The organism is Nostoc sp. NOS(2021) (assembly GCF_017115025.1).
Classification (GTDB): domain Bacteria; phylum Cyanobacteriota; class Cyanobacteriia; order Cyanobacteriales; family Nostocaceae; genus Nostoc.
Window position 1 is genome coordinate 26284 of record NZ_JABXKM010000119.1, and the last position, 23568, is coordinate 49851.

The 23568-nt window shown below is 42.5% G+C and carries 22 protein-coding genes and 2 pseudogenes; 10 read left to right on the forward strand and 14 right to left on the reverse strand.

What is annotated here, in order from left to right; translation table 11 throughout:
- The first annotated feature begins 37 nt into the window (after positions 1-37).
- Both HWQ41_RS15325 and HWQ41_RS15330 read left to right on the forward strand, forming a co-directional pair.
- A complete protein-coding gene (locus HWQ41_RS15325; RefSeq protein ID WP_292764180.1) occupies positions 38-265 on the forward strand; it encodes a hypothetical protein in 228 nt (75 codons plus the stop codon).
- Complete coding sequence (locus tag HWQ41_RS15330; protein ID WP_292764183.1) at positions 252-401, forward strand: hypothetical protein; 150 nt, start codon at positions 252-254, stop codon at positions 399-401. The genes HWQ41_RS15325 and HWQ41_RS15330 overlap by 14 nt, the downstream gene beginning before the upstream one ends.
- A gap of 706 nt (positions 402-1107) precedes the next feature.
- On the opposite strand, the gene HWQ41_RS15335 is transcribed toward HWQ41_RS15330, so the two are convergent.
- Entirely contained in the window at positions 1108-2007 is a 900-nt protein-coding gene (locus tag HWQ41_RS15335) for a ferritin-like domain-containing protein (RefSeq protein WP_292764186.1), read from the reverse strand.
- 560 nt (positions 2008-2567) lie between these two features.
- Between HWQ41_RS15335 and HWQ41_RS15340 the strand changes: the two genes are divergently transcribed.
- Complete coding sequence (locus HWQ41_RS15340) at positions 2568-2768, forward strand: hypothetical protein (protein WP_292764189.1); 201 nt, start codon at positions 2568-2570, stop codon at positions 2766-2768.
- Between the two features lie 223 nt (positions 2769-2991).
- Here the strand turns inward: HWQ41_RS15340 and glnA are convergent, their stop codons facing one another.
- Positions 2992-4416: a type I glutamate--ammonia ligase gene (gene glnA, locus HWQ41_RS15345; protein WP_292764192.1), complete on the reverse strand. Its 1425-nt coding sequence runs from the start codon at positions 4414-4416 to the stop codon at positions 2992-2994.
- A gap of 534 nt (positions 4417-4950) precedes the next feature.
- Here glnA and apcB point away from each other — a divergent pair.
- Positions 4951-5460, forward strand: a complete 510-nt coding sequence (gene apcB / locus HWQ41_RS15350; protein ID WP_292764195.1) for an allophycocyanin subunit beta — start codon at positions 4951-4953, stop codon at positions 5458-5460.
- A 189-nt stretch (positions 5461-5649) separates the two neighbouring features.
- On the opposite strand, the gene HWQ41_RS15355 is transcribed toward apcB, so the two are convergent.
- A complete protein-coding gene (locus HWQ41_RS15355; RefSeq protein ID WP_292764198.1) occupies positions 5650-6072 on the reverse strand; it encodes a hypothetical protein in 423 nt (140 codons plus the stop codon).
- Between the two features lie 450 nt (positions 6073-6522).
- Here HWQ41_RS15355 and HWQ41_RS15360 point away from each other — a divergent pair, with 450 nt between their 5' ends.
- Positions 6523-6957 carry a DUF29 family protein gene (locus HWQ41_RS15360; RefSeq protein WP_292764238.1) on the forward strand — a complete coding sequence of 145 codons (435 nt, stop codon included), beginning with the start codon at positions 6523-6525 and terminating at the stop codon, positions 6955-6957.
- Positions 6958-7776 (forward strand): TlyA family RNA methyltransferase, encoded by an 819-nt coding sequence (locus HWQ41_RS15365; protein ID WP_292764200.1) that lies wholly within the window; start codon positions 6958-6960, stop codon positions 7774-7776.
- Between the two features lie 18 nt (positions 7777-7794).
- Here HWQ41_RS15365 and HWQ41_RS15370 read toward each other — a convergent pair whose 3' ends face one another.
- From HWQ41_RS15370 to HWQ41_RS15380, 3 genes are all read right to left on the reverse strand, one after another.
- Positions 7795-8316, reverse strand: coding sequence for a hypothetical protein (locus tag HWQ41_RS15370; protein WP_292764202.1), 522 nt, complete (start codon positions 8314-8316; stop codon positions 7795-7797).
- An 8-nt stretch (positions 8317-8324) separates the two neighbouring features.
- The gene (locus HWQ41_RS15375; protein ID WP_292764204.1) at positions 8325-9512 is read right to left on the reverse strand and encodes an AAA family ATPase; all 1188 of its coding nucleotides are present in this window, start codon (positions 9510-9512) and stop codon (positions 8325-8327) included.
- A 177-nt stretch (positions 9513-9689) separates the two neighbouring features.
- Positions 9690-11291 carry an alkaline phosphatase D family protein gene (locus tag HWQ41_RS15380; RefSeq protein ID WP_292764207.1) on the reverse strand — a complete coding sequence of 534 codons (1602 nt, stop codon included), beginning with the start codon at positions 11289-11291 and terminating at the stop codon, positions 9690-9692.
- Between the two features lie 534 nt (positions 11292-11825).
- On the opposite strand from HWQ41_RS15380, the gene HWQ41_RS15385 reads away from it, so the two are divergent.
- On the forward strand, positions 11826-13340 hold the full coding sequence (locus HWQ41_RS15385) for an ATP-binding protein (RefSeq protein ID WP_292764209.1): 1515 nt from the start codon (positions 11826-11828) through the stop codon (positions 13338-13340).
- Between the two features lie 302 nt (positions 13341-13642).
- Here HWQ41_RS15385 and HWQ41_RS15390 read toward each other — a convergent pair whose 3' ends face one another.
- The 3 genes from HWQ41_RS15390 to HWQ41_RS15400 all read right to left on the reverse strand — a co-directional run bounded on the left by HWQ41_RS15390 (position 13643) and on the right by HWQ41_RS15400 (position 15948).
- Positions 13643-14746: an AI-2E family transporter gene (locus HWQ41_RS15390; RefSeq protein WP_292764213.1), complete on the reverse strand. Its 1104-nt coding sequence runs from the start codon at positions 14744-14746 to the stop codon at positions 13643-13645.
- A gap of 254 nt (positions 14747-15000) precedes the next feature.
- Positions 15001-15438 carry an NUDIX hydrolase gene (locus tag HWQ41_RS15395; protein WP_292764215.1) on the reverse strand — a complete coding sequence of 146 codons (438 nt, stop codon included), beginning with the start codon at positions 15436-15438 and terminating at the stop codon, positions 15001-15003.
- Between the two features lie 21 nt (positions 15439-15459).
- Positions 15460-15948: a hypothetical protein gene (locus tag HWQ41_RS15400; protein WP_292764218.1), complete on the reverse strand. Its 489-nt coding sequence runs from the start codon at positions 15946-15948 to the stop codon at positions 15460-15462.
- A gap of 285 nt (positions 15949-16233) precedes the next feature.
- Between HWQ41_RS15400 and folD the strand changes: the two genes are divergently transcribed.
- From folD to HWQ41_RS15415, 3 genes are all read left to right on the forward strand, one after another.
- A complete protein-coding gene (folD, locus tag HWQ41_RS15405) occupies positions 16234-17118 on the forward strand; it encodes a bifunctional methylenetetrahydrofolate dehydrogenase/methenyltetrahydrofolate cyclohydrolase FolD (RefSeq protein WP_292764221.1) in 885 nt (294 codons plus the stop codon).
- 155 nt (positions 17119-17273) lie between these two features.
- Positions 17274-18206 carry a geranylgeranyl diphosphate synthase CrtE gene (gene crtE, locus HWQ41_RS15410; RefSeq protein ID WP_292764223.1) on the forward strand — a complete coding sequence of 311 codons (933 nt, stop codon included), beginning with the start codon at positions 17274-17276 and terminating at the stop codon, positions 18204-18206.
- Between the two features lie 334 nt (positions 18207-18540).
- Entirely contained in the window at positions 18541-18996 is a 456-nt protein-coding gene (locus HWQ41_RS15415) for a divergent PAP2 family protein (RefSeq protein ID WP_292764226.1), read from the forward strand.
- Positions 18997-19053: 57 nt separating this feature from the next.
- Here the strand turns inward: HWQ41_RS15415 and HWQ41_RS15420 are convergent, their stop codons facing one another.
- The 5 genes and pseudogenes from HWQ41_RS15420 to HWQ41_RS15440 all read right to left on the reverse strand — a co-directional run.
- Complete coding sequence (locus HWQ41_RS15420) at positions 19054-19698, reverse strand: hypothetical protein (RefSeq protein ID WP_292764229.1); 645 nt, start codon at positions 19696-19698, stop codon at positions 19054-19056.
- Between the two features lie 344 nt (positions 19699-20042).
- Positions 20043-20372: an MgPME-cyclase complex family protein gene (locus HWQ41_RS15425; RefSeq protein WP_292764232.1), complete on the reverse strand. Its 330-nt coding sequence runs from the start codon at positions 20370-20372 to the stop codon at positions 20043-20045.
- A 65-nt stretch (positions 20373-20437) separates the two neighbouring features.
- A pseudogene (locus HWQ41_RS15430) lies at positions 20438-20647 on the reverse strand (SnoaL-like polyketide cyclase); the annotation flags it as partial.
- Between the two features lie 87 nt (positions 20648-20734).
- Entirely contained in the window at positions 20735-22315 is a 1581-nt protein-coding gene (locus tag HWQ41_RS15435) for a reverse transcriptase domain-containing protein (protein ID WP_292764235.1), read from the reverse strand.
- 659 nt (positions 22316-22974) lie between these two features.
- Positions 22975-23484, reverse strand: a pseudogene (locus HWQ41_RS15440) (SnoaL-like polyketide cyclase); the annotation flags it as partial.
- Positions 23485-23568: the final 84 nt, after the last annotated feature.

Sequence of the window (23568 nt, forward strand, 5' to 3'; positions counted from 1 at the left end):
ATCAGTGAAGTGGAGAGTTCCAAAATAGACATCTTCTATGCGTGCTGCCATTTCACTTTTAGTATCGAGTCTGGTGTTCGGCCCCTTAGCTTATAACTGCCAAGCAATGGTCAATCACTTATCCTATGGGCTGTCTTCCACGCCTGCTTCGGAACAGTGGCTCTCGGCGGCATCTGAACAAAATCCAGATGATGCGCCACGTCATCGCGGTAGTGGGCGTAGAGAAGTGACGCAAAAATTCGGAAATATCTATGCTGTGGTTTAACTACCGTCGGGTAATGCCTCTTTTCCCAAAGGAACCAAAGTATCAGAAAACCGGCTGTTGTGCTAACATCTTGAACACAGCTTTTCTGGTAAAGATATATACAGTTGACACACGAAAATCTTCAGCGATCGCTTAGTATTTCAACTGCAAGCTTTGTATATATAGTTGGCGTCAATCCTGCTGATCAAAACGCAAATCAAATTAAGTGCCTTGATCAACAGCATCACCAACTCCTCAAAAGCTACACAACTGTTTCTCATATTGCTAGGAAGCTCTGCGTCTCAATCCTCAACTGCTCTATAAATAGATGTTAATTAGGCTATCAGTTAATCTAAAGCACATCTAATTTAGATATTTTGCTTGTTGAGGAAACAGTCTTAAGGCAACTTCACTTTATTCCCCAATAGGTTTTCTTCTCATACATTGAGTAGCTGGTTATCTAGATCAGCAACTAATTGATCTTCGCTCCGACGCCTGTTTAGCGTCCTTTGCCGAACATAAAATCCCTTTCGTTTCATCTGAGCTAGTCTAGGGCATGGATTCGCACAAATAGTATAGGTTTATTGCACCTAGTAATAAATCTTACTATTGCTGACCTACTCTTGCACCCTAGTTCGTTCTCCTCGCAGATGGCTCCTCACGAAATAAATATTAAGAAGGATCTGCTAGATCATCTTAGTCATTTTAATAATTGTACACCCAAGACCAGATGCAAAATTTTGCATCTGGTCTTTTTAGATGAATTTTACTTAAAGAAAAGAGAATCGGCTGTGGGGGAGCAGGGGAGATCAGGGAGATGAGGGAGCAGGGGAAGAATAATAATACCCAATGCCCAATCCCTTTTACACCGTTGTTTTCTTGCGGTTATTTTCTCTTCCCTGAATGCCGTTGAGGAACATTGGCACAAACTTCTCGATAAACATCTGTGGATCGCGCTGCCAAGCCTTTTGTGCAGCCTGAATCCTAGTAAATTGCAACTCAGGCGCTAGCAAAGTCTGGGGTAAGCGTTCCATCAGGTACTGAGGACGTTGCCAAAGCGGCATAGTATTTGCCACTTCCACCAGGTTGGCAACTCGCCGCAGTTCTGCACCCAAGGTGATATCCATTCCTGATTCAAATGCGGCTTGTTCAATTGCGGTATATTTTCGCTTGGCTTGCTCTACTTTTTGCTGATGTTCTGGACTCTTACGTGCAAGTTCTCCTAGCCAACGATTCCCCCACCGAACGTGTCCTGCTTCCTCTGGGAGAATTTTTTCAATCGTTTCGCGGATTTTGATGTTTTCTGCCGTTTGTAACCCTTGCTTGAGTGCATAAATGTGAGCAGAGAAATACTCACAGCCCCGTTTTTCGGTGACGTTAATTGCGGCAAGGGAAGAAATCACAAAGTCTTCGAGGTCTTGGACTGGATCTTGTTGTTCGCGATCGAGTAGGCGTTCAAATTCATTGATATAGGAGGAACCGGGCGGCTTACCAATATCTGCTCCCAGTTCTGCCAACAAGTCAGTTAGCCACATAGCATGACGAGCTTCATCTGAGATGTGATGAGACAAATCCCGCACTAGTTGGCGTGGCTGTCCATTCAGTTGTTCAATTAGCTCTGTGAGGTCTTTGCAGCTGTGTTGTTCGCTGTAACGGTAGCGGTTGAGGGTAATTAGATGGATTTCGCGATCGCATACCACCCGTTTTAATATATCTCTGGCACCCAAAACATTCTGAAATTTACGTGGGTAGGTAACTGTCATAAATTATGTAAATTTTTGTAAATCTGTATTGTGATGGTAACTTAGTTTTTTGCAGCTGCTGTATTGGTGCCACATCACCGAAAAAAAAGAGTAACAGTTACAAAAACTAATCACTTGTGTTGAACTTAAGTGTAAATAAAAGTAACAAATAAATGTTCAGTCTTGGGAAAGATGTGTTTTTTAAGGTCAGACCAATCTGAAGCTAGATGATTTTAGTTATCAATAAGACTTACGCATAAGAGATCCCCCAACCCCCTTAAAAAGTTGGCTCTTGAGATTCCCCCTTTTTAAGGGGAGCCAGCGCTCCACTTGGGATCTCCCCAAGTGGAGCGACTGGCGTGGGTTAGGGGGGATTGAGGTTTCAGGTTTTGAGTAAGTAAGTCCTGATCAAAGGTAAATTAGGAGAGATTTTTCCAGCTTTGGCAGCAAAATACCTGATATTGTGGGCAAAAGCAAATATAAATATTTGTAAAAAGTAGCTTATGCTACAGAATTTTTGCTATATTAGTCTTCAAGAGAACCAAAAATTATATATTCACAAAATAGAGAGGACTATGGTTATGTCTATTGCAGATAAATCTCGTGCATTAATGGTGCGTGAACATCAGCAAGTCAAGAATCGCCAACAATCAATGCTGATGCGGGCTGCACAAGAACTTGGTCTTCCTGAAGAAGCATCCTACTACTGGAACCCGATTCAAGGGAAGGTAGATGCTAGCGCTCGGATGATTTATGGGCCCAGCCATGCTTCCATGAGCTAAGTTTCAATAGTTTTAAGGTTGATTTTTGAGTGAATGTCTCAACTGATAACTCTGGAAAAAAAAGCCACCCTCTACTCTAGGGTGGCAAAACTTATTACTTTTACACGACTTACGCAAACAATAGCCGAAAATAAAGATTTTCAGGTAGGGGCAATTCATGAATTGCCCCTACTACAATGTGTAGTTTTGCGTAAGTCCTATTTTAGTGAGATACGGTACTTAATTAAGCATCGTAGTAGAGGTAAAACTCGTAGGGATGAGGACGTAGCTGTAACTGCTTAACTTCGTTACTTAGCTTGTAATCAATCCAATTTCCGATAAAGTCTTCCGTGAAGACGCCTGATTCGGTCAAGAAGGCGTGATCTTTTTCCAGTGCTTGCAACGCCAATTCTAAAGAACCTGGAGTTGAAGGAACCTTCGCCAGTTCTTCTGGAGAGAGTTCATAGATGTTCTTATCTAAGGGTTCACCAGGATGGATTTTGTTCTTAATGCCATCGATACCAGCACAAAGCATTGCAGCAAATGCCAAGTAAGGGTTAGAAGTAGCATCTGGACAACGGAATTCTAAACGCTTGGCTTTGGGGTTAGTGCCAGATAGAGGAATACGGATAGAAGCAGAACGGTTCCCTTGGGAGTAAGCCAAGTTCACAGGAGCTTCATAACCAGGTACTAGGCGCTTGTATGAGTTGGTACTGGGGTTAGTAATTGCCAATAGCGCTGGTGCGTGTTTGAGAAGACCACCAATGTAGTACAACGCCATTTCACTCAAACCAGCATACTTATCACCTGCGAACAGAGGTTTGCCATCTTTCCAGATGGACTGGTGACAGTGCATTCCAGAACCGTTATCGCCAAAAATCGGTTTTGGCATGAAGGTGACGGTTTTGCCGTGTTTCTTGGCAACGTTCTTGATGACATATTTGTAAATCATCAACCAGTCAGCCGCTTCGATCAACTTCCCAAACTGGAAACCCAGTTCGCACTGACCACCAGTAGCAACTTCGTGGTGATGCTTTTCAATGGGTACGCCTAATTGTGCCATCGTCAACAGCATTTCTGTACGGATATCTTGAAAAGAATCCGTCGGTGAAACTGGGAAGTAACCTTCTTTGAAGCGTGGTTTGTAACCCAAGTTGGGTTTGTTATCTGTACCAGCTTTACCGGAATTCCAAGCACCTTCTGCGGAGTCTAAGAAGTAGTAGCCTTCGTTGGCGGTTTGTGCAAATCTAGCACTGTCAAAGATAAAGAACTCAGCTTCCGGGCCAAAGAAGGCTGTATCACCAAGACCAGTGGAAACTAAGTAGTCTACTGCTTTTTGGGCAATAACCCGTGGGCAACGATTGTACCATTCGCCTGTGCGGGGTTCCTTGATGCTACAAATTATACTTAGTGTTGGGACTTCCATAAATGGGTCGATCCAAGCAGTGTTGGGGTCGAGTACCATCGTCATATCCGATTCGTTGATCGCTTTCCAACCTCGGATGCTGGAACCGTCAAAAGGTACGCCATCAGTGAATGCAGTCTCATCGATTTGGTTTTGGTACAGTGTGAGGTGCTGCCAAGTCCCTACTGTATCGATGAATTTGAGATCAATCAGCTGAATTTTTTCATCTTGAATTCTCTTCAAGACTTCTTGTGGTGTTGTCATTGTTACTCCTTCTCTACCAATTTCCTAAAGTAATACCAGAACCTTCCAAAGCATCTTAACCCTGCTGATCTCAATCAAGCCGTGACACACCTGAAATATCTTAAATACTAGACATTGGCGGATTTTGTAGCCTATGTTACAGATATCTGGATTACAGGTTATATTAACCTTTCAGCGATCATCTGTACAAAACTGGAAAGTTCATCATATCAGCTGACTTTTCACGTTATGTGAAAAAGCTAACGATTGACCTAACCCCCTAACCCCTTTCCCTACGTTCGCGTAGCGGCACGAAGTGCGGGAAGGGGGAAAATTCAAAATCTCTCTTCTTTTAGGAGAGAAATAGAAGTGAGGTTTTCCAGATACTGTGAAAAGTCAGATCACATCAGGGGTCAACTTTGGCATAAAATCCTTAAATAGCGGATAAATTGTTTTTGTGCCAAATCTATTTTAAATAGCACAAAAATTTACTGGTGCATAAGTGCAGCCAAATAAATATCAAACCATAAATAGCAAGGATTGGGAGAAGAAGGAATGCGCGATGCGGTAACAAGTTTAATTAAGAATTATGATCTAGCTGGTCGGTATTTTGACCGGAATGCGATCGATAGCCTGAAATCTTACTTTGACAGTGGTACAGCAAGAGTACAAGCGGCGGCGGCGATAAATTCTAATGCGGCTGCACTTGTCAAGCAAGCTGGTTTGAAGTTATATGAAGAACTGCCAGAATTGATTCGTCCTGGTGGAAATTCCTATACGACTCGTCGTTATGCGGCTTGTCTGCGGGATATGGACTACTACCTGCGCTACGCCACCTATGCGCTGGTTGCTGGAAATACAAATGTGTTGGATGAGCGTGTGCTACAAGGGCTGCGGGAAACTTACAATTCTCTAGGAGTGCCGATTGGGCCTACGGTTCGCGGTATCCAGATTCTCAAGGATCTGATTAAGGAACAAGTGGCAGCAGCCGGTGTGGTTAATACTGCTTTTGTGGATGAACCGTTTGATCACATCACACGCGAGTTGAGCGAACAGGATATTTAGTCATTCAACAACAAGTATAAAATATAGCGATCGCACTTTGGTTTGATGGGGCGATCGCTTTTTTATAAAAATGTTGGCCGAAAACCCCGAAATTAAAACCTAAAACCTTTTTGGGTTTTTAGGTTTTAATGTCTTTTAAGTCGGGGATGAAAGCCTTATGGGGGATTTATCCCCCAGTGACTCATGGTGTTATTTAATAGAAATTGTGAAATCGTATAAATGATTTGTCGGCCCAGAACCGCCTACTATATAGTAATCACCTGTCTTAGGAAGACGCAGGCGAAAACTCTTACCTTCACCGTTAGCACCAGCGAAAACTGGACTTAAAGGTTTACCATTAACACCATAGAGAGTAACACTGGCACGAGCGCCTAAACTATTAACTTTTAAACTCAATGTTTGTCCAGCTTTAGCTCTTAATATATAGATGTTATTTTCGGCATTTTGAATTGTGGTACTACTTTTTCCTGCTGCAAAAACTACACGGCTTGTAGTCAGAGAATTCAAATGCTGTTTGACATTTGCAAACTGTGCCATTGAGGGAAGTGGTAAAACATAAGCTCCTGCTGTAAAAAGTAGGGTTGATAAACTACCAATTAAGAGATGTTTCATAATAAAGTTCAAGTTTTTAGTATCTGTAATAACTACTCGTCTCAGAGGTTTGTTTACGGAAAAGTTGAGTTATTTTCCCTGACTCGTGAGTGTCTATACAATTTTGTAGGTCGAAACTTCAAAATATTCAACTGTAATTATGCTTAAATGTCCAAAATGAAAATCTCGGCTGATAAGAGAAGGCAGTTATTGTTGAGCGCGATTTCAGCTTGTGGAAAGTGCCGCGAGATATGGTAGCTATGCGGTTCTGGCATCCTACGGCAGGCGCTAGCCTCTCCTCTTCTTAGCTAGGCCAACGAGTTAGCTTACCCCTACTGCTACGCGCTACGCAAAATACGTCGTCAGTAGCGGTAATTCATGAATTACCGCTACGGAATAATAGGCTGATCTTATCTGAAATAGAACCGTGATCAGCCACAATAGAAGTTGCCGATGTTTGAAGCGCTGATTATGGAAGAATTATTAAGTTTGAAAGACTTGCTTGTTAAAGGCGATGTTCAAGGGGCATTGATTATAGTTGAAGAATTAACAGAAATGAGCCGAAATGACATCATCAAGACGATTCGTAGCTATGCAGTGATTTTGCTGTTGCATCTGATTAAACAACAAGCTGAAAATCGCACGACTCGCTCTTGGGAAGTCTCAATTCGGAATTCAGTTCGGGAAATTCAACGTGAAAATAAGCGGCGTCAAGCGGGGGGCTATTATCTCACGCCAGAAGAATTGTTAGAAATCTTAGCAGAAGCCCATTTAAATGCCATTGATGAAGCTTCCTTAGAAGTAGAAGAAGGTCGTTATGAGCTAGAAGAATTAGAAAAGCTGGTTAACCGAGAAGAAATCATCAATCGTGCTTTGACTTTAATTTTACCAGGAGAGTCTAGTTAATTGGCTAAACAGCGACTCGACACACTATTAGTAGAGTTAAATTTATGTTCTTCTCGCGCCTTAGCACAACGGTTAATTCAGGCGGGGGAAGTCACTGTTAATCAACAGTTAGTTGATAAACCTGGTACAGAAGTTGATATTTCGGCTCAAATAAATATTAAGGTGCGATCGCCTTTTGTTTCTAGAGGCGGTGAAAAACTCTCCAAAGCTTTGTCAGTATTTGCCATTCCCGTAGGAGAGCGCATTTGTTTAGATGGTGGGATTTCTACTGGTGGTTTTACTGATTGTCTGTTGCAAGCTGGAGCAAAACAAGTTTACGGTATTGATGTCGGTTACGGGCAAGTTGACTGGCGGTTGCGAAATGATTCGCGGGGGGTTTTGCGGGAACGCACCAATTTACGCCAACTACGACCAGATGAGTTATATGGCGAGGATGACGCGATTCCTGATTTGGCGGTGGTCGATGTATCGTTTATATCTTTAACCAAGATTCTGCCTGCTTTGTGGCAGCTAACTCAAGCTAATCGGGAAGCTGTGTTGTTAGTCAAGCCACAGTTTGAAGTTGGTAGATCGCGTGTGGGTAAAAAAGGCGTTGTGCGTGATCCAAATGACCAAGCTGATGCTATTTTCCAGGTGTTGCAAGCAGCCCAGGAATTAGGATGGAAATACAAAGGCTTAACTTGGTCGCCGATTACTGGCCCTGCTGGGAATATTGAATATCTTTTGTGGTTGGGAATGGAAAGTGAAACACCACCACTTGATTTAGAGGCAATTAAGCAGATAACTTTAGAAGCAACAACTGATTTACGCAAGAGTTAAACGTTGGTTAAGGATATTTTACTTGGTGCGATCGCTTCGGCGTTTAGGTGCTGGGGTAGCTGGTTCATAAGCCTTCAGTCCCCCATCGCCCGTAAAAATTTCTACTTGGAATGTGCTGCTGGTTTTAGCGTAATATTCAGCTACAGTCTTAATTGTCGCATCTCCGATAGAAATCTTTCTAGATGCTAGAGTAGGCCATTCCGTAGCCAACTGTTTCAATTGTTCTGAATTCCAAAGTTCACCTACTTGAGTTTCAAAAACCCCCCAAGGTATTAATCCATCTGCTACTTTCACTAAAATATCAGCGAAAGCTTGAGCAATTTCATATCGCCTAGACTTAGCTTGTGCAATGTGATTACCAGTTTCTATAATTGTTGCTAATGGTAGTATAAACTTTGCTTTTTGTCTTTCTTCTGCTTGAAAACGGGCTTTAACTCTTTTTTGATCCCATTTATCATTATCAGAGCCACAAGTCTCTTTACCAGGAACACCGAAGTAGACGCAGAGTATTGATGTGTCAATAATCAGAACCTTTCTCATATTTAACTTTACTTCTTATCAGAAAGGCTCTTTTCAATTGCGCCTTTAGTTGCTAATCTGCCCAAAGTTCCTGATGCTAGCAAAAGAGGAAGATTTTCAATATCTTCTAAAAGGGTAAGTTTGCTTTCTCCAGTTTCAGAATCGCGGTGTGCAACAACCACAAAAGGAACTATCTCTGGGCCTAAAGCATCAAGTAAAGCTGGATTATGGGTAGTAAGTAAAATATCAATTTTTCTTTTGCTGCCAATTTCCCGTAGTATTCTGACTAGCAATTCTGCACGGGAAGGATGAAGACCATTATCTATTTCTTCAATTACTAGTTGACTACCTTCTGGTCGAGTAAGTAATGCTGTGAGGATTGCTAGAAAGCGCAAAGTTCCATCGGACATAGTTCTAGCATCAATTTCTGTAACATGACCAGGTTTCCATTCTTCCTGACAGTAAAGCATTGCATCAGTACCAAATCTGCCAACCTTTTCTGCCCATACTTTCTGAATATCTCCTTCCGGCAAATCTTTGATATATCTAGACAGAGTTGCTTCTATCTCGGCTTTATTTTTTTCAGGTAATGTTGCTAACACTCCTGCCATATTGGATGCATCACTTTCATATATCTCAGAAACTTTCACATAATCACGCATTTTAGATGGAATAGGATTTAAAATAAAAATATTTTCAATAGATTTCAAAATTTGGTCAAGTATTATTTCTACTTTATCTTCTCCATCATCTAAAAAAGAAAAATTAATAACATCTAATTTTTTCTGTAATAAATTATATTCATAAATATGCTTATGTAAAAAATAATTGGTAACAGTTTTTTGCTCATATTCTGTGTCTTCTCTAGCAAGTGTAGAATTTTCTAAAATATGAGGAAAAGGTTTTATCCCTACTGTAATACTATGAATATAATCACTAGTATCGTTCTCAAACTGAACCACTACCTTTAGTGTAAATTTTGTTTCAGTTTGATATGCTGCCCACTCGATACCACCTCGAATGGATGGTAGTCTTTTGTCTCCTGCTAAAGCTACTTCAACCTTTTCACCTTGTACTATTCTCTTTAAAAATTCCAAAGCCTCAACTACATTAGATTTACCACTGGCATTTGTTCCAATAAGAACAGTCAACGGGTCAAGTGGAAGCTCGGCATAACGGAAACTTTTCCAGTTTTCTAAGATGAGTTGCTTAAGCATGATCAACTCCAAAACTCTACCTACTTAAATTTAGCTCCTAACAGTAGCGATCGCACAAGGTTTTTAATTCTTCAATATCTCAGCAAAAACAGCAAAAACAACAAAGCCAGCAGATAAAGTAAAAAATTGCCTAATTACTCCATCCAACTGGCTAAATTTCGCTGCGCTTTTAGAGATTTATGCTTCTGGCGGCAAATCTACACTGTAAAGAGTTTTACCTACCAAGTTACGCAGTGTTACCGTCATCACCTTTGTATTAGCATCAATCTTGATTCCTCCAAAGAATTGCAAACCTTCACTTGGGGGTCGATTTGCTTTTGTACCTGGAGGAAGACTTTGAAATATTAATTGTGGCCCAAAGGTATTATCCAATTCGTTTGGCCCAAATGTGCCAGAGTTAAGAGGCCCGGCGACGAATTCCCAAAAAGGCTTAAAGTCGGTAAACTGCGCTTTTGCGGGGTCGTAATAATGGGCTGCTGCGTAATGTACATCAGCAGTTAACCAAACAACATTCTGGATATTCTTGTTTTTGATAAATCGTAGTAAATCGGCAAGTTCTAGTTCTCTTCCTAAAGTTGGGCCATTTCCGTTAGCCCAAGCTTCAAAGTCCGTGGTACCGTCTGTAACTATCAGTCCCAAAGGCATATCACTAGCAATCACTTTCCATGTTGCTTTTGATGATAGCAATTGCTTTTTCAACCATTGCACTTGTATTTTGCTCAAAAAATCTGTTTTTTGACTTGGTACTGGCTGATTATTGGGGCTATTTGGTCCCCGATAGGTGCGCTCATCCAGCATGAAAATGTCTAGTAATGGCCCATGCTTAAAGGAGCGATAAATTTTCGTTTTGTCTGGATTATCGGTTGTATATCCAATCGGCAGATATTCTAAAAACGCTTGTCTTGACCTTTCAGCTAACAAGTTAACATCCTTAACTGTATAACGATCATCGTTGACGATAATTTGCCCAGGATACCAATTGTTCCTTGTTTCGTGGTCGTCCCACTGTGCCAATATGGGAACTTCAGCATTGAAACGCTTGATGTTTTCATCCAGCAAATTGTAAATATAATTGCCACGAAATTCTGTTAGAGTCTCTGCTACTTTGGATTTTTCGGGTGTGGTGATGTTTTTCCAAATAGTGCCGTCGTCTAAAGTTACTTCTGCTTGAATGGGACCATCGGCATAAATATTATCGCCAGAATGGATGAAAAAGTCGGGATTAAGTTGACGCATACTTTCGTAAATTTTCATCCCACCGAACTCAGAATTAATCCCCCATCCCTGACCGGCAGTGTCTCCACCCCAAACAAAGAATACATCTCGCCCAGATTTGGAGGGAGTTCGGAAAGTGCCTTTGACAGGAGCGCTGTAGGTGCCTTGATAATCTAAATCTTGGAAGATTACCCGATAAAATAATTGTTGGTCTGGTGGTAAATTTCTCAGATAAAGTCGGGCTGTAAAGTCGCTATTTTTTAAAGCATTGGGCCCCACAACTCGCTGGACATTTTTAAAAGATTCGCTGGTAGAATATTCTACGATCATTTTGGCAGGGCGATCGCTCCGACTCCAAATGACAATGCTATCATTGCAGATATCTCCGCTAGCTACACCATAAGGTATACCAGGACGCATTTTATCAGAGGTGATAATTCCAGGTGCTTGGGCAAAAACTTGTGATTTGGATACAATATTTGTGGCAATAATTCCACCTGCTGCGATCGTTGAACGGAGCAAAAACTGGCGGCGGTTTAGCTTCAATGAGTGATTAGATTCCATACTAAATAATGGCAAGCTAAAGAAGTCTTACAGGATAAGTGTTTAACACATTCTGTTAGAACGATAAGTAAAGATTAAGTTATCTAATAGTTAATAAAATATTAATATATTGGATTCGCTGAAGTACTCTATATTCCCACATCTACGCTGTGAATTTGGGAGCATCCCAATGCAAGCAAATTTACCAAAATCGTTACAATTCAATTGCGAATGAAGCGTACTTCTTCCCTACGGGACGCTACGCGAACCCAGAAGCAAGCTACGCGGTAGCGTCTTGTAGAGTTGCGGAATGTAGACGCGAAGCGGCTTCCCGAAGGGTAGCAATCGCAACATCTGTACTTTGCGATTGCTTTGCTTCACTGCATTCCGCTCGCAATGACAAATTATGTTTTTACACATTTGGGATGCTCCCCTGAATTTTGGATAGCAATTTGGGAAAGATAAGTTTGTAACGATTGATGAACTTTGAAATCATAGAGACGGATATTCAGGATGTTACCAGAAATATTACCTCAGGAGTCAAGGTTTGAGAGTATGCTGACTATTGATGGCATGACAGATGCTAATGAGTCGAACTTGCGATTAGAGTCAACTTTGCAAGAATTACCCTTTTGGGAGGTTGAGATTGAAATAGAGCGTCCAGGCAATGATTTAGTGATGCTTTTTAACCAAGAGCCTTTACTGCCAGGAATTATACTGAATAATAATCAACACTATGCGGGGATGGTTTCGCGGCGGAAATTCTTTGAGTATATGAGCCACCCTTATAGTCTGGCACTATTTTCTAGTAGACCGATTAGAATTCTCTACAAGTTTTTCCATCTAGAGATGTTACCACTTTCTGAGGATATGCTCATTATCAATGCGACTCAGGCAAGTTTGCAACGACCACCTGAAATTGCTTATGAGCCGATTTTAGTTAAAACTACCTCTGGAAAATATAAGCTCGTCGATTTTCATCAATTACTCTTAGCCCACTCCCAAATTCATGTTTTAACACTTATTGAACTACAGCAGGTAGAGGAACAATCTAGAGTCGCTAAAGCAGGATTTAATGATCTTAAACAGAACTATACGCGATTAATTCAGAATGAAAAAATGGCTGCCTTAGGACAACTCGTTGCTGGTATTGCCCACGAAATCAATAACCCCGTCAACTTTATTGCTGGCAACCTTGTTCACGCCATCGAATACAGTCAAAATTTACTCGCTCTCATTAGATTGTACCAACAATATTATCCTGAACCAGAAGCGGAAATTCAAACTGTGATCGCAGAAATTGAACTGGATTTTTTAACCACCGACCTCCCCCGTCTTCTCACCTCTATGGAGGTTGGTACTGAGCGAATCAAGCAAATCATTCTTTCCTTACGAAATTTTTCCCGTCTTGATGAATCTGATAAAAAATTAGTTGATATCCATGAAGGTATTGATAGCACCCTGGTAATTTTAGAAAGCCGTCTCAAAAATCACCAAATCGGTGAAAGCATAAACATAATTAAGGAATACGGTGATCTTCCTAAAGTTGAGTGCTACGCTGGGTTACTCAATCAGGTATTTATGAATATTTTGGCGAATGCGATTGATGCCATACAAGAGTCATTAGTGAGCCAGCACGGTCTTCTCCCTTCGCGCAGCGTCTCGCAGAGAAGGGGAGACGCTAAAAGCGAAAGCGATGGGGGAAACCCCCATGATGTGACTGGCGCTAGCGTAGCGGTAGCGAGGTACGAGCGTCTACCCGTAAGGGTCATTAGTCATCCGTCATGGGTAAGGGATAAAGCACAAATTTGTATTCATACTAAACTCACTGATGACAAGCAAGTAATTATTCGCATTTCCGATAATGGCCCGGGAATTCCAGAGAGTTTCCAAAATCAGTTGTTTGATCCATTTTTCACCACTAAACCCGTTGGCAAAGGAACTGGATTAGGTCTATCTATTAGCTATCAAATTGTTGTGCAAAAACACGGTGGTAAACTGCAATGTATATCGGCTGTTGGCGAAGGGACTGAGTTTATTATTAAAATTCCAGTTCAACTTAATTCTTAACTTCTTAAGAAAAACAAGCATTAACAATTCAAAATTCAAAATGACGCTCTCTACGAGACGCTAAAAGCGAACGCAGACTCGCTCTAAGCGAAGCTATGGCGAAGGCTTTACGCTGCGCTAACAAAATTCAAAATTCTTGCATTAAAGACATTTTCAGACGGGGATTTAAACCCCGACTGAAACTTCGCGGAGGCGGAGTGGCTCCGACTCCGCGCTACCTGTATTGTTGGGGTCTTAAATCCTTTGATTTACGATAAGTAATAGTCAAAATTGTCAGTTTTCCTTCACTTACATATTGAATTTTAACTATAAGTTCCTGCCCTCTCACTAATGACCGTAACAGGTTCTGACTCGATATCATCTATCTTCTTAAACTCTCCAGCCCGCCAGCTATCTGTTATATCCTTGATAAAACTGGCAATAGGGATCGCAATTAACAAACCCAGCACTCCTCCCAACTTTGCCCCCAACAGCAAAGAAATCACCACCCACACGGGATTTAGTCCAGTCAAATTACCGAGAATTCGAGGTGCAACAAAATTAGAATTAACTTGGTCGATCGCAACAGCTACACCTAAGACTTCAACTCCTAACCAAAAGTTTTGCAACGCCACCAACAAACTTACTATGGCGATACCTACCCCTGTACCAAAGGGGAAGAGAGAAAACAAACCAATACCGATGCCAAAAAGTAGAGCCAAGGGAACTTGCAGCGCCAAAAACGCCAGTGTAATTGTCACCCCTAACACAGCTCCCAATGTTGCTTGCCCGATGAAGTAATTGTGGAAATCCTCTCGCAGTAATTCCCGCACTTTTAACCCAATGTTAGGGGGAAACCATTGAAAAATTCCGTCCCAAAGACGTTCGCCGTTTAATATTAAATAGATAGTCAGCACTACCGCCAGCAGCACATTGAGGACAATACCAATGGTATCGACGGCAAAACCAAGAATTCTACCAGTAAACGACTGAAGTTGGTTAGATAATCGTTCCAGAACTTGGGTAAATAAACCACTTAAATTAATCGGAAGTTGTTGTTGACTTAACGCCCAATCTTGGAAAGCTTGCAGCTGCTGAGTTCCAGAATCAATCCAACTGGGCAAAATATTAGCTAGCTCTACGAGTTGTTGGATAATCAGGGGAACCAAGGTGATGCCTAAAGCTCCTAAAACCACCACAGTCAAAAGCAACACTCCGGCGATCGCCAGGTTACGTTTTACCCTTTGTTCCTGGAGAAACTGGATTGGATAGTTCAAGACAAAAGCCAGTAAGATGGCGGCGGCAATAATACTCACCAACGGTTGAAAATACTGTACAACTTGGAGCAATAGCCAGCCGTTCAGAATGGCAATGGGAAATGCCAATCCTATAGTTAACCATCGCGGCAGTTTGTTTACTGATTGCATTAGTGGTGACTCCACAAGAGTTTTAACAATTCAAAATTCAAAATTTAAAAGAGTTTCATAGAGAGCGAAAAGTATGTTATGATAAAGGTTTGTAGTAAACAGGCTACCAGCCAGATTTTCCTGGCTGGAGCCGTTTACTACGAGCCAATTTAATTAATTTTACATTGCGTAACATAGTTTGATTTATTCTTGCCCAATTACTTACTTCAAACTGGGCAACTAATACCCGTTTAGCAAACAGTGATTCTCTTTGATTAAGCTTGTTGATTTGTCTCGATAAAATCCAACATAATTCGCTGATGCATTGCCCCCAAAGGTCGCACTTCGCCAGCCTTTTGCGAATAACAGTTACCTTGGCGAATATCTTCTGGGGTCAATAACCCCATATCCCAGCCTTCATTCAAAACCAGTTGATTTAATTCCATCAAGAGTGGTGCATGAAAGACATGACGAACAACTCTTTCGTTGGGATAACAGCCAAATTCAACAAAGGGCGGTAAATTGTAGCCGATTTCTTCTAAAATTTCTCGCTTCACTGCTACCTCTGGCGTTTCACCAGGTTCGATGTGACCGCCAAACAGCGCCCAGTAACCAGGGTAGAGAATACCGGGGATGTTGTCGCGCAGTTGCATGAGAAACTTATCTTTTTGGTAGAGAATTGCGATCGCTACATGCACCGGTTGATTGTTCATATGTTGATTTTTAATTGCTGATTACTCTTCTTCTAGATAAACTTCCCCCAATTCTTTACCAGCTAAGGGGATACTTCGGTAGCGAACTTTACCCTTAATCACCACTTGCGCTCCCTTGGCCAGATTCTTTTGATTGGTGACAACCCAAATTTTGCCCGTCGAGTCATTAATTTGATAAGCCCACTGCTTCATCAGAGGAGCTTGCTTTTCTACCTGACCTTGGATGTAAACTATAGCCTGATTGTCTTGTTCTGGTTTAATTTCTCGAATTGGGGTGACATTGGTACCAATTTTTAAGTTAACCCCATTTAAGCCAGACGAAGGCAAACTACCACAACTACAAAGTCCCACCACCAAGAAAAAAATCAACCCCAGGCGGTAGGGAACAATGCTGTGTCCGTACAAGAACGGAAGGGACAAATTTCTCGCTTGTTCCATGAAAGCCACTGATTGAGCAAATTTTTGCGTCACTGTTTGCTTTGTCGCCAGTTTCATCAGGTCAGTTCCCATCTATACTATTCTCTGCGGTTTCAGAAACACACTCTCAACTGAGCAAAAAAATGTTCTAAATTTCATCCTTAATTCTTTATTCTTCAGATAACGCCGTTGATCTGAGAAAATAAACATTATGGATTTACTGTGAGAGAAACCCGACGACATCAAAGAAATACACAATAATAGTTAAAAGTCAAGAGTCAAGAATCAATATTTTCACTCTAGATTTTGGACTGTTGACTCCGCCTAGACCAGAAGCGGCTGAGTTTTGACAAAAGGCGAATATAGCTGGGAATTCTCATGGAAACAAAAACTGCCAAACTCCTTGATGGTAAAGCAATAGCAGCAAAAATTCAGCAAGAACTTTCTGTTGCCATTACACAATTACAACCCAAAATTGGACGATCGCCTGGTTTAGCAGTGTTGATGGTTGGCGATAATCCAGCATCAGCCGCTTATGTACGCAATAAAGAAAAAGCCTGCGCTAAAGTTGGTATCGCCTCTTTTGGTAAGCATTTTCCCGCCCAAACTACCCTTGAGGAGTTAGAAGAGGTCATCGCTGCACTAAACCATGATGAACGGGTGGATGGCATTCTTGTGCAGTTGCCCTTACCTAACCACTTAGATGCTGTGACTCTGCTACATCAAATTGATCCCGATAAAGATGCTGATGGATTGCACCCAGTTAACTTGGGGCGACTAGTACGGGGAGAAACCGGTTTACGCAGCTGCACTCCAGGGGGTGTGATGCGACTGTTACAAGAATATGAAATTCCCTTGCAGGGAAAACAGGCAGTAGTAGTGGGACGCAGTATTTTGGTGGGTAAACCTATGGCGTTGATGCTACTAGAAGCTGATGCCACAGTCACGATTGCTCACTCGCGATCGCATGATCTCAAAACCATCACCCAAAATGCTGATATTCTAATTGCAGCAGTCGGTCGTCCTGGACTGATCACTGCTGATATGGTGAAACCGGGCGCTGTTGTGGTAGATGTGGGGATGAATCGCGTCACCGATGCTAGTGGCAAGAGTCGCTTAATTGGCGATGTCCACTTTGAATCAACCGCCGGTGTAGCAGGATTTATCACCCCCGTTCCTGGTGGTGTTGGCCCGATGACTGTCGCCATATTGTTGCAAAATACATTTGCCAGCTATTCCAAGGCGGTAAGAGAAGAAAGATAGTGATGAGTGAGGAGTGAGAAGTGATGAGTTAAAAGTTAAGAATTATTATTGCTAACTCCTAACTCCTAATTCCTAACTCTTCACTTTTTCAGCCCCACAGCACCTTAAAATTGTGACGTATAAGACAAAAATCCCAAAATGTCAGGAATTTAAGAATGGTAGCAACTGATAACGTTCAAAAGACACCACCAGAGGAAGCCACGTTTAACTTAGCAGTCTATCTGAAAGAGCGACAAAAGCTTTGTGATACTGCTTTAGATCAGGCTATCCCGATCATTTATCCAGAAAAGATTTATGAGGCGATGCGCTACTCGTTATTAGCTGGAGGTAAGCGTGTACGTCCCATTCTTTGCCTTGCTACCTGTGAAATGATGGGTGGAACCATCGAAATGGCGATGCCAACGGCTTGTGCTGTGGAGATGATCCACACAATGTCGTTGATTCATGACGACCTGCCAGCGATGGATAATGACGATTACCGTCGTGGCAAACTGACAAATCATAAAGTCTATGGCGAAGATGTGGCGATTTTGGCTGGGGATGGCTTGTTGGCTCTCGCTTTTGAGTTTGTTGCCATTCAAACCCCCCAAAGCGTCAACAGAGAGCTAGTCTTGCAGGTAATTGCCCGTCTTGGTCGGGCGCTGGGGGCAGCTGGTTTGGTCGGCGGTCAAGTTATCGATTTAGAGTCGGAAGGGAAATCAAATATTTCCCTAGAAACGCTAAATTTCATTCATAAACACAAAACAGCCGCTCTTTTGGAAGCTTGCGTAGTTTGTGGCGGGATCATAACTGGAGCATCACCTGAAGATGTGCAGCGACTGACCCGTTATGCTCAAAATATTGGGCTAGCATTCCAAATCATCGATGATATTCTGGATATCACTGCTACCCAAGAGCAATTAGGCAAAACAGCCGGTAAAGACCAAAAAGCGAAGAAAGTGACCTATCCCAGCCTTTGGGGACTTGAAGAATCGCGCTCAAAAGCCCAAGAGCTAGTTAAAGCGGCTTGTGCGGAATTAGAACCATTTGGGGAGAGAGCCAAGTCACTCCAAGCGATCGCTCATTTTATTACCAGCCGCAATAACTAGTACCGCTTTGCGGGATTCAGAATTCTTATACTGCAAGCGTTTCATGGTTACTGAGCTTGTCGTATCACTTCGTGGAAGCAAGCTACGCGGAGCGTCTCGTAGAGAAGTATTGATTTGGAATGGGTGGTTTATTTACACCATGCTGTACTAGTACCGCCCAACGGAATCCAAAATTTAAAATTCAAAAAGCTTATTTGGTAAGCTTTTAGGCTATTTTGAATAATTGGTCTGTTTCCGCCGTGATGTACTAGGTTAATTTTGGATTTTGGGTTGAATCTAAATGTTTCCTCAACCAACAACTGCTGCTAATATTTACTAACCTAACCAAAATACCATGCAGGACATAGGCAACATTTTAGACAACCGCGTGCTGGTGGTTGCTCTGCTAGCTTGTTTAATTGCTCAAGCACTAAAGCTCGTAATCGAGATCATCAAAAATCGCAAACTGAATGTGCGTGTTTTGGTGACAACCGGAGGTATGCCCAGTGCCCATTCAGCTTTAGTTACAGCTCTAGCGGCTGGTGTAGGGCAAACACTGGGTTGGGCATCTCCTGATTTTGCCGTGGCGATGATTTTTGCCATCATCGTCATGTATGATGCCGCCGGAGTTCGCCAAGCGGCTGGTAAGCAAGCTCGTATATTGAATCAAATGATTGATGAATTATTTGATGAAAAACCAGACTTTAGCCAAGACCGTCTGAAAGAATTACTCGGACATACACCAGTTCAGGTAATAGCTGGGTCGGCTTTGGGTATAACCATCTATTGGTTAGCTAGGTATGCTTATTAGTCAATAGTCTACAGTCTACAGTTTATTAACTAATGACTAGTGACTAATGACTAATGACTACAATCGCACAGTTGAGCGCAGCAGAATCACCTTACGACTATTGACTATGCTGGCAACAAAACCGCGATCGTTCAGCTTCTGCAATGTGTTGTACGCTTCACTTTGGTTAGTGGTATAAACTGCCAACAAGTAAGGGCGTTGTCCATAAGAAACAAAACCTACGTTACCTCCCACTACTTGTTGCACACTATTTACTAGTTCTGGACGGTTGTAATAATCTACCAGCACTGCATAACCCTCTCCTAATGCTTGAGGATTATAGTTAACAGTCTGCTGAGGTGCCTGTGGCTGTGGCTGCACATCTGCCGTTGTTGGTCGAGTGGTAATTATGGCAGACAAGCCAACAATATTACTGACATATCTCGCCCAACGATTGGCATCATCAATTTTGTTAAACCCCCCGACTCGCGTCACAGTTTCGTTGAGATATTTGCAGGTGATGGTCTTAAGTTCAGGTGGTAAGGCACTACGCAACTGCTTTTGATTATTTGCTGTGGGACTGACTACTAATAAAAGATACTCACCGGCATTTGGTGGTTGACAAAGGGGAATGGCTTGTTGGGCAAAGACAGAACTCATGCCACCAATCAAAAGAGCGATCGCTAATCCTAAAACACTTGGTAAAGTTTGAAATCTATGCACAAAAGTTAGATTATGTAAATCAAGGTGTCTTAGAAGATTTTATAAGAAAAAAGCTTAAAACCTAGCTACTTCAGTATCGGGATTAAAGTAGTGTAAAAAAATATATTTTGTTATTCCCAAATAAAATTAGGGAGTGGGGGACAAGGGGGACAAGGAGATTAACAATTCAAAATTCAAAATTCTTGCATTAAAGACATTTTCAGACGGGGATTTAAACCCCGACTGAAACTTCGCGGAGGCGGAGTGGCTCCGACTCCGCGCTACCTGTATTGTTGGGGTCTTAAACCCTTTGATTTACGATAACCCAATGCCCAATCCCCAATGCCCCATGCCCCATGCCCAGATTAGGAAACAGTAGCAAGCGATGCCAAGGCATCTGGTATTGCTTCAGAAGGAGCCTGAAATTCTCCAGTGATGACGTACTCTAAACGCAGTTTTAACCAAGTAATAAATTGGGGATTAGTGGAAATAATCGCTACTGCTGGTTGGGGACACTTCGCTTTTAGCTCTGTAAACTGCGGTGCTTCCAAGAAAGCTGGTTGCTCAACCAACCAAAAATCAATTTGTTTTTCTTGTTCGTGGTAGTGACGGGTGCGTTCTTTGAGAACTTCGTGTATCGGTTCTTCGTGGAGAAGAAAACGTTGACTAGCCAAAACGTAATGGTATGTTTGCATTTTCATCCTTTGGTTGCTATGTAAATAATTGAAAGGTACAGAGTGCAGCCCTGTACCCTTACAAACTAACTTTTGTGGGATTTCTTGAACCAAGAACTGAACGGACAAGCACTTTTCGGGTTTTCAGATTTTGTCTGTTTGCCACCAGATGTTAGCTTTTCCAAGAACAGACTATTGTCAAAGTAGTGTTCTAAGGAAACAATCTTCAAGTCATCGGTAACTTTTGCAATGGTCATGCCGATAATTTCTACTGTCTCTCCAGTTGGTGCATGGTCTGGTTGAGTCGATGGGGGATATTATTCCCCGCACCTCTCAGTTAAATCTGGGCGTGCGACTTTCACCGCACCCAGCTTCCGATGTTCTCAGCTTGCGCTTTTGCTCATATGTTTGTAATCGTGGCAACTCTCATGAATTGCTTCTAGATTATTTTTCTTCCAGTTGGCATGATTTCCGTCGATGTGGTGTAGGTGAACCCGTTCCTCATCGATGAATTTTAGACCGCAGGAAGCACATCTATGGTTTTGCTTCTTAAGAGCTTTAGAGGTTTCGCCATCGTAGAACTTGCTTTTGCGTTCGCTCCAGTAGGCTGTATCTCCGTCGTAAGGTGATTTAGTTCCCTTGACAGAAATGTGTTTGTTTTCGGAGTAGGGAACCTTTGGGAATGCTTTGTCTAGTAATTTCTTGCTAGAGTCGCGGTTTTGATTGGTTTCCTTGTTAAATACCGTGTAAGCTCTTTTTTGGATGTGGTATAACGAGTTTCTAGACCCGTCCATCTTGCAGAACTTATGGTAGTTTCTCCAACCTCTAACTATTGGAGCCAGCCTTGTGGCTTTTTCCTTAGCACCATAATTCGCGTTGTTGACGATGTGTTTTACTTTCTTACGAAAAGCTTTGGAGTTGTCCGCTGAGGGACTACATCTGAACTTTCCGTTTTTCTGGACTTTGAAGTGCCAGCCGAGGAAATCAAACCCATCTGTCGCGGCGGTAACTTTGGTTTTCTTTTGGCTTACATTCATTCCGCGTTTGCGGAGGAACTCGCTGATTCTTTCAAGTATCTCTGTCGCATCATCTTCGGGTCGGAGTATAATAACCATGTCGTCCGCGTATCGGATTGATGGTTCTATGATTGACTTGTTTAAAGTATTGTCGTGTACCTTGCGCCCTCGCCTATACTCGTAGTGGTATCTGTGGATACTCTCAATCCCGTTGAGTGCGATGTTCGCTAATAGTGGACTGACAACTCCCCCTTGAGGTGTACCCTGTTCGGGGAATTCTGGGTTAACTCCAGCCTTGAGGCATCGGAAAATGCCGAGTTTTAAGCCTTTGGGGGCAATGAGTTCATCCATAATTGCTGAGTGATTAATCCTATCGAAGCATTTTTCGATATCGAGTTCAATAACTCGTTTTTCTATTCCTTTGGAGTTGGAGTTTAGGTTTGAAAAGATGTATTTTTGTGCATCGTGGGCAGAGCGCCCAGTTCTGAACCCGTAACTCCTAGCGTGGAAAGTGGCTTCGTGTGCTGGTTCAAGTGCATATTTTGCGAGGCATTGCCAAGCTCTATCCGCGATGGTAGGTATCTTAAGCATTCTGGTTGTCCCATCCTTTTTGGGGATGGGGATTTCCCGTAAGCCTTGATGCTTCCAATTTTCACTATTCATTTTCAGTAGTTCTTCAAGGTTGAAGCGTTCCATGAATGAGAGAGATTTCTTACCATCAATACCAGCCGTCTTTTTGCCAGCATTTAGCTGAGATACAAGTCTAATTGCAAGAAATCGAGCCGAGGTTGATTTTAGAATAAGCTTTTGGAGTAACCGAGCTTTCCGCTTGTCTCCAACAAGAACCGCTTTGTACACGCGCTTTTGAAGGCGGAAAAGATTTCGGCGGAATTTCTTCCACGGTAGGGCTTTCCAAGATTCACTAGTATGTCTACTGTGTCTAATCATTTTCTCTTCTAGAGTGAATGTATTCTGAACACCTCAGACCAATTACGGTCTGTCCTACCCTAACTGTGGGGATTCCTCCGCTCGTCTGGTCTACCTGAGATTCGCCTGTCTCAAGACCCACAGTTAGTTTTTATTCGTTCCCTCGGAGAGATTGATCAGCCACTGCGTTGCGGTGAGGCAGTCCGGTCTTGGGGGTTTCCCCCATGAGGAACTGCCGAACCCGAAGGGGGGTTCCCCCCGTTGTAGCATGTGGCGTTGTTCCGTTAGATGTAGCCAATTCGGCTGCTGGATTCCCTGGACTCTTGCCGATAATATACAATTTTTCGGCGGGAATAAGCTCCAGTGAGGTCAGGGGTTATGTGTTGCGCCCTTGCCTCGTAGTAAGTCGCTTTTCTAGGCTCTGTTTCATCGTAGGAACTCCCTATTAGCGCCAGTGTCAACCCGCAACGGTCGTCTGATTGCGCCCTGTTCCCAGCTTCACTCTACAAGAACCGAGCTTGTTCGGTGTGGGCAGATGAGGAGTCAATTCTGAGTCTGAATGGCAAGACTTGCACTTGCATCTGACCGAGAGTTCAACCTTTTGATGACAGTAATCTGCTGTCAGGCTGGCTTAGTTATGTACGGGCTGATTACCGTGATTCACTAAGCAACGAATCGCACTTGTATTCTCCGTTAAAATGTCCCCAATGCCGCCATTTGAATGTTACATTCGGTGGCCCTGAGAAAACTTCCACTACTTCCCAAGGGAATCCTTGGGGAAATGTTGTGTGGAAGACTTTTGCGGATGATTCAAAGCTTTCTTCTGAAGCCTTGTAATGTTCTGAATCAGCCATAAATAAATTGTAAGTACCTTGGGCTGATAAATCTGCTGCGGTGTACTCTACTCCACCATTGCTACTCACGCGAAAGTTGTCATTCACAATAGACAACCACTCTTGCGGGTTAGCTTTGAAGGATACCTCCATCTCTAAGGTTCGCACCAAGTTTTGCACGATCGCTTCCAATGTACCTTCAAGGTGATTGTAGATACTTTCTTGGGCGAGATTCTCTTTGGAACGGGAATAATCAGGCGGTGTCTGATAGCGCCACTCGACATCAGTGCTTTCTGCTATCACCTGATCCCGATCCTGTACCCAAAGCGGCAGGTTGTTAGATTGTGTTGCGCTCATAGAAGTTTTTGCTGAAGATTTGATCCCAATTTCTAGATTTCGCAGTGACAACCCCTCTAAATGTGGGGGAATGGGGACTGAGGA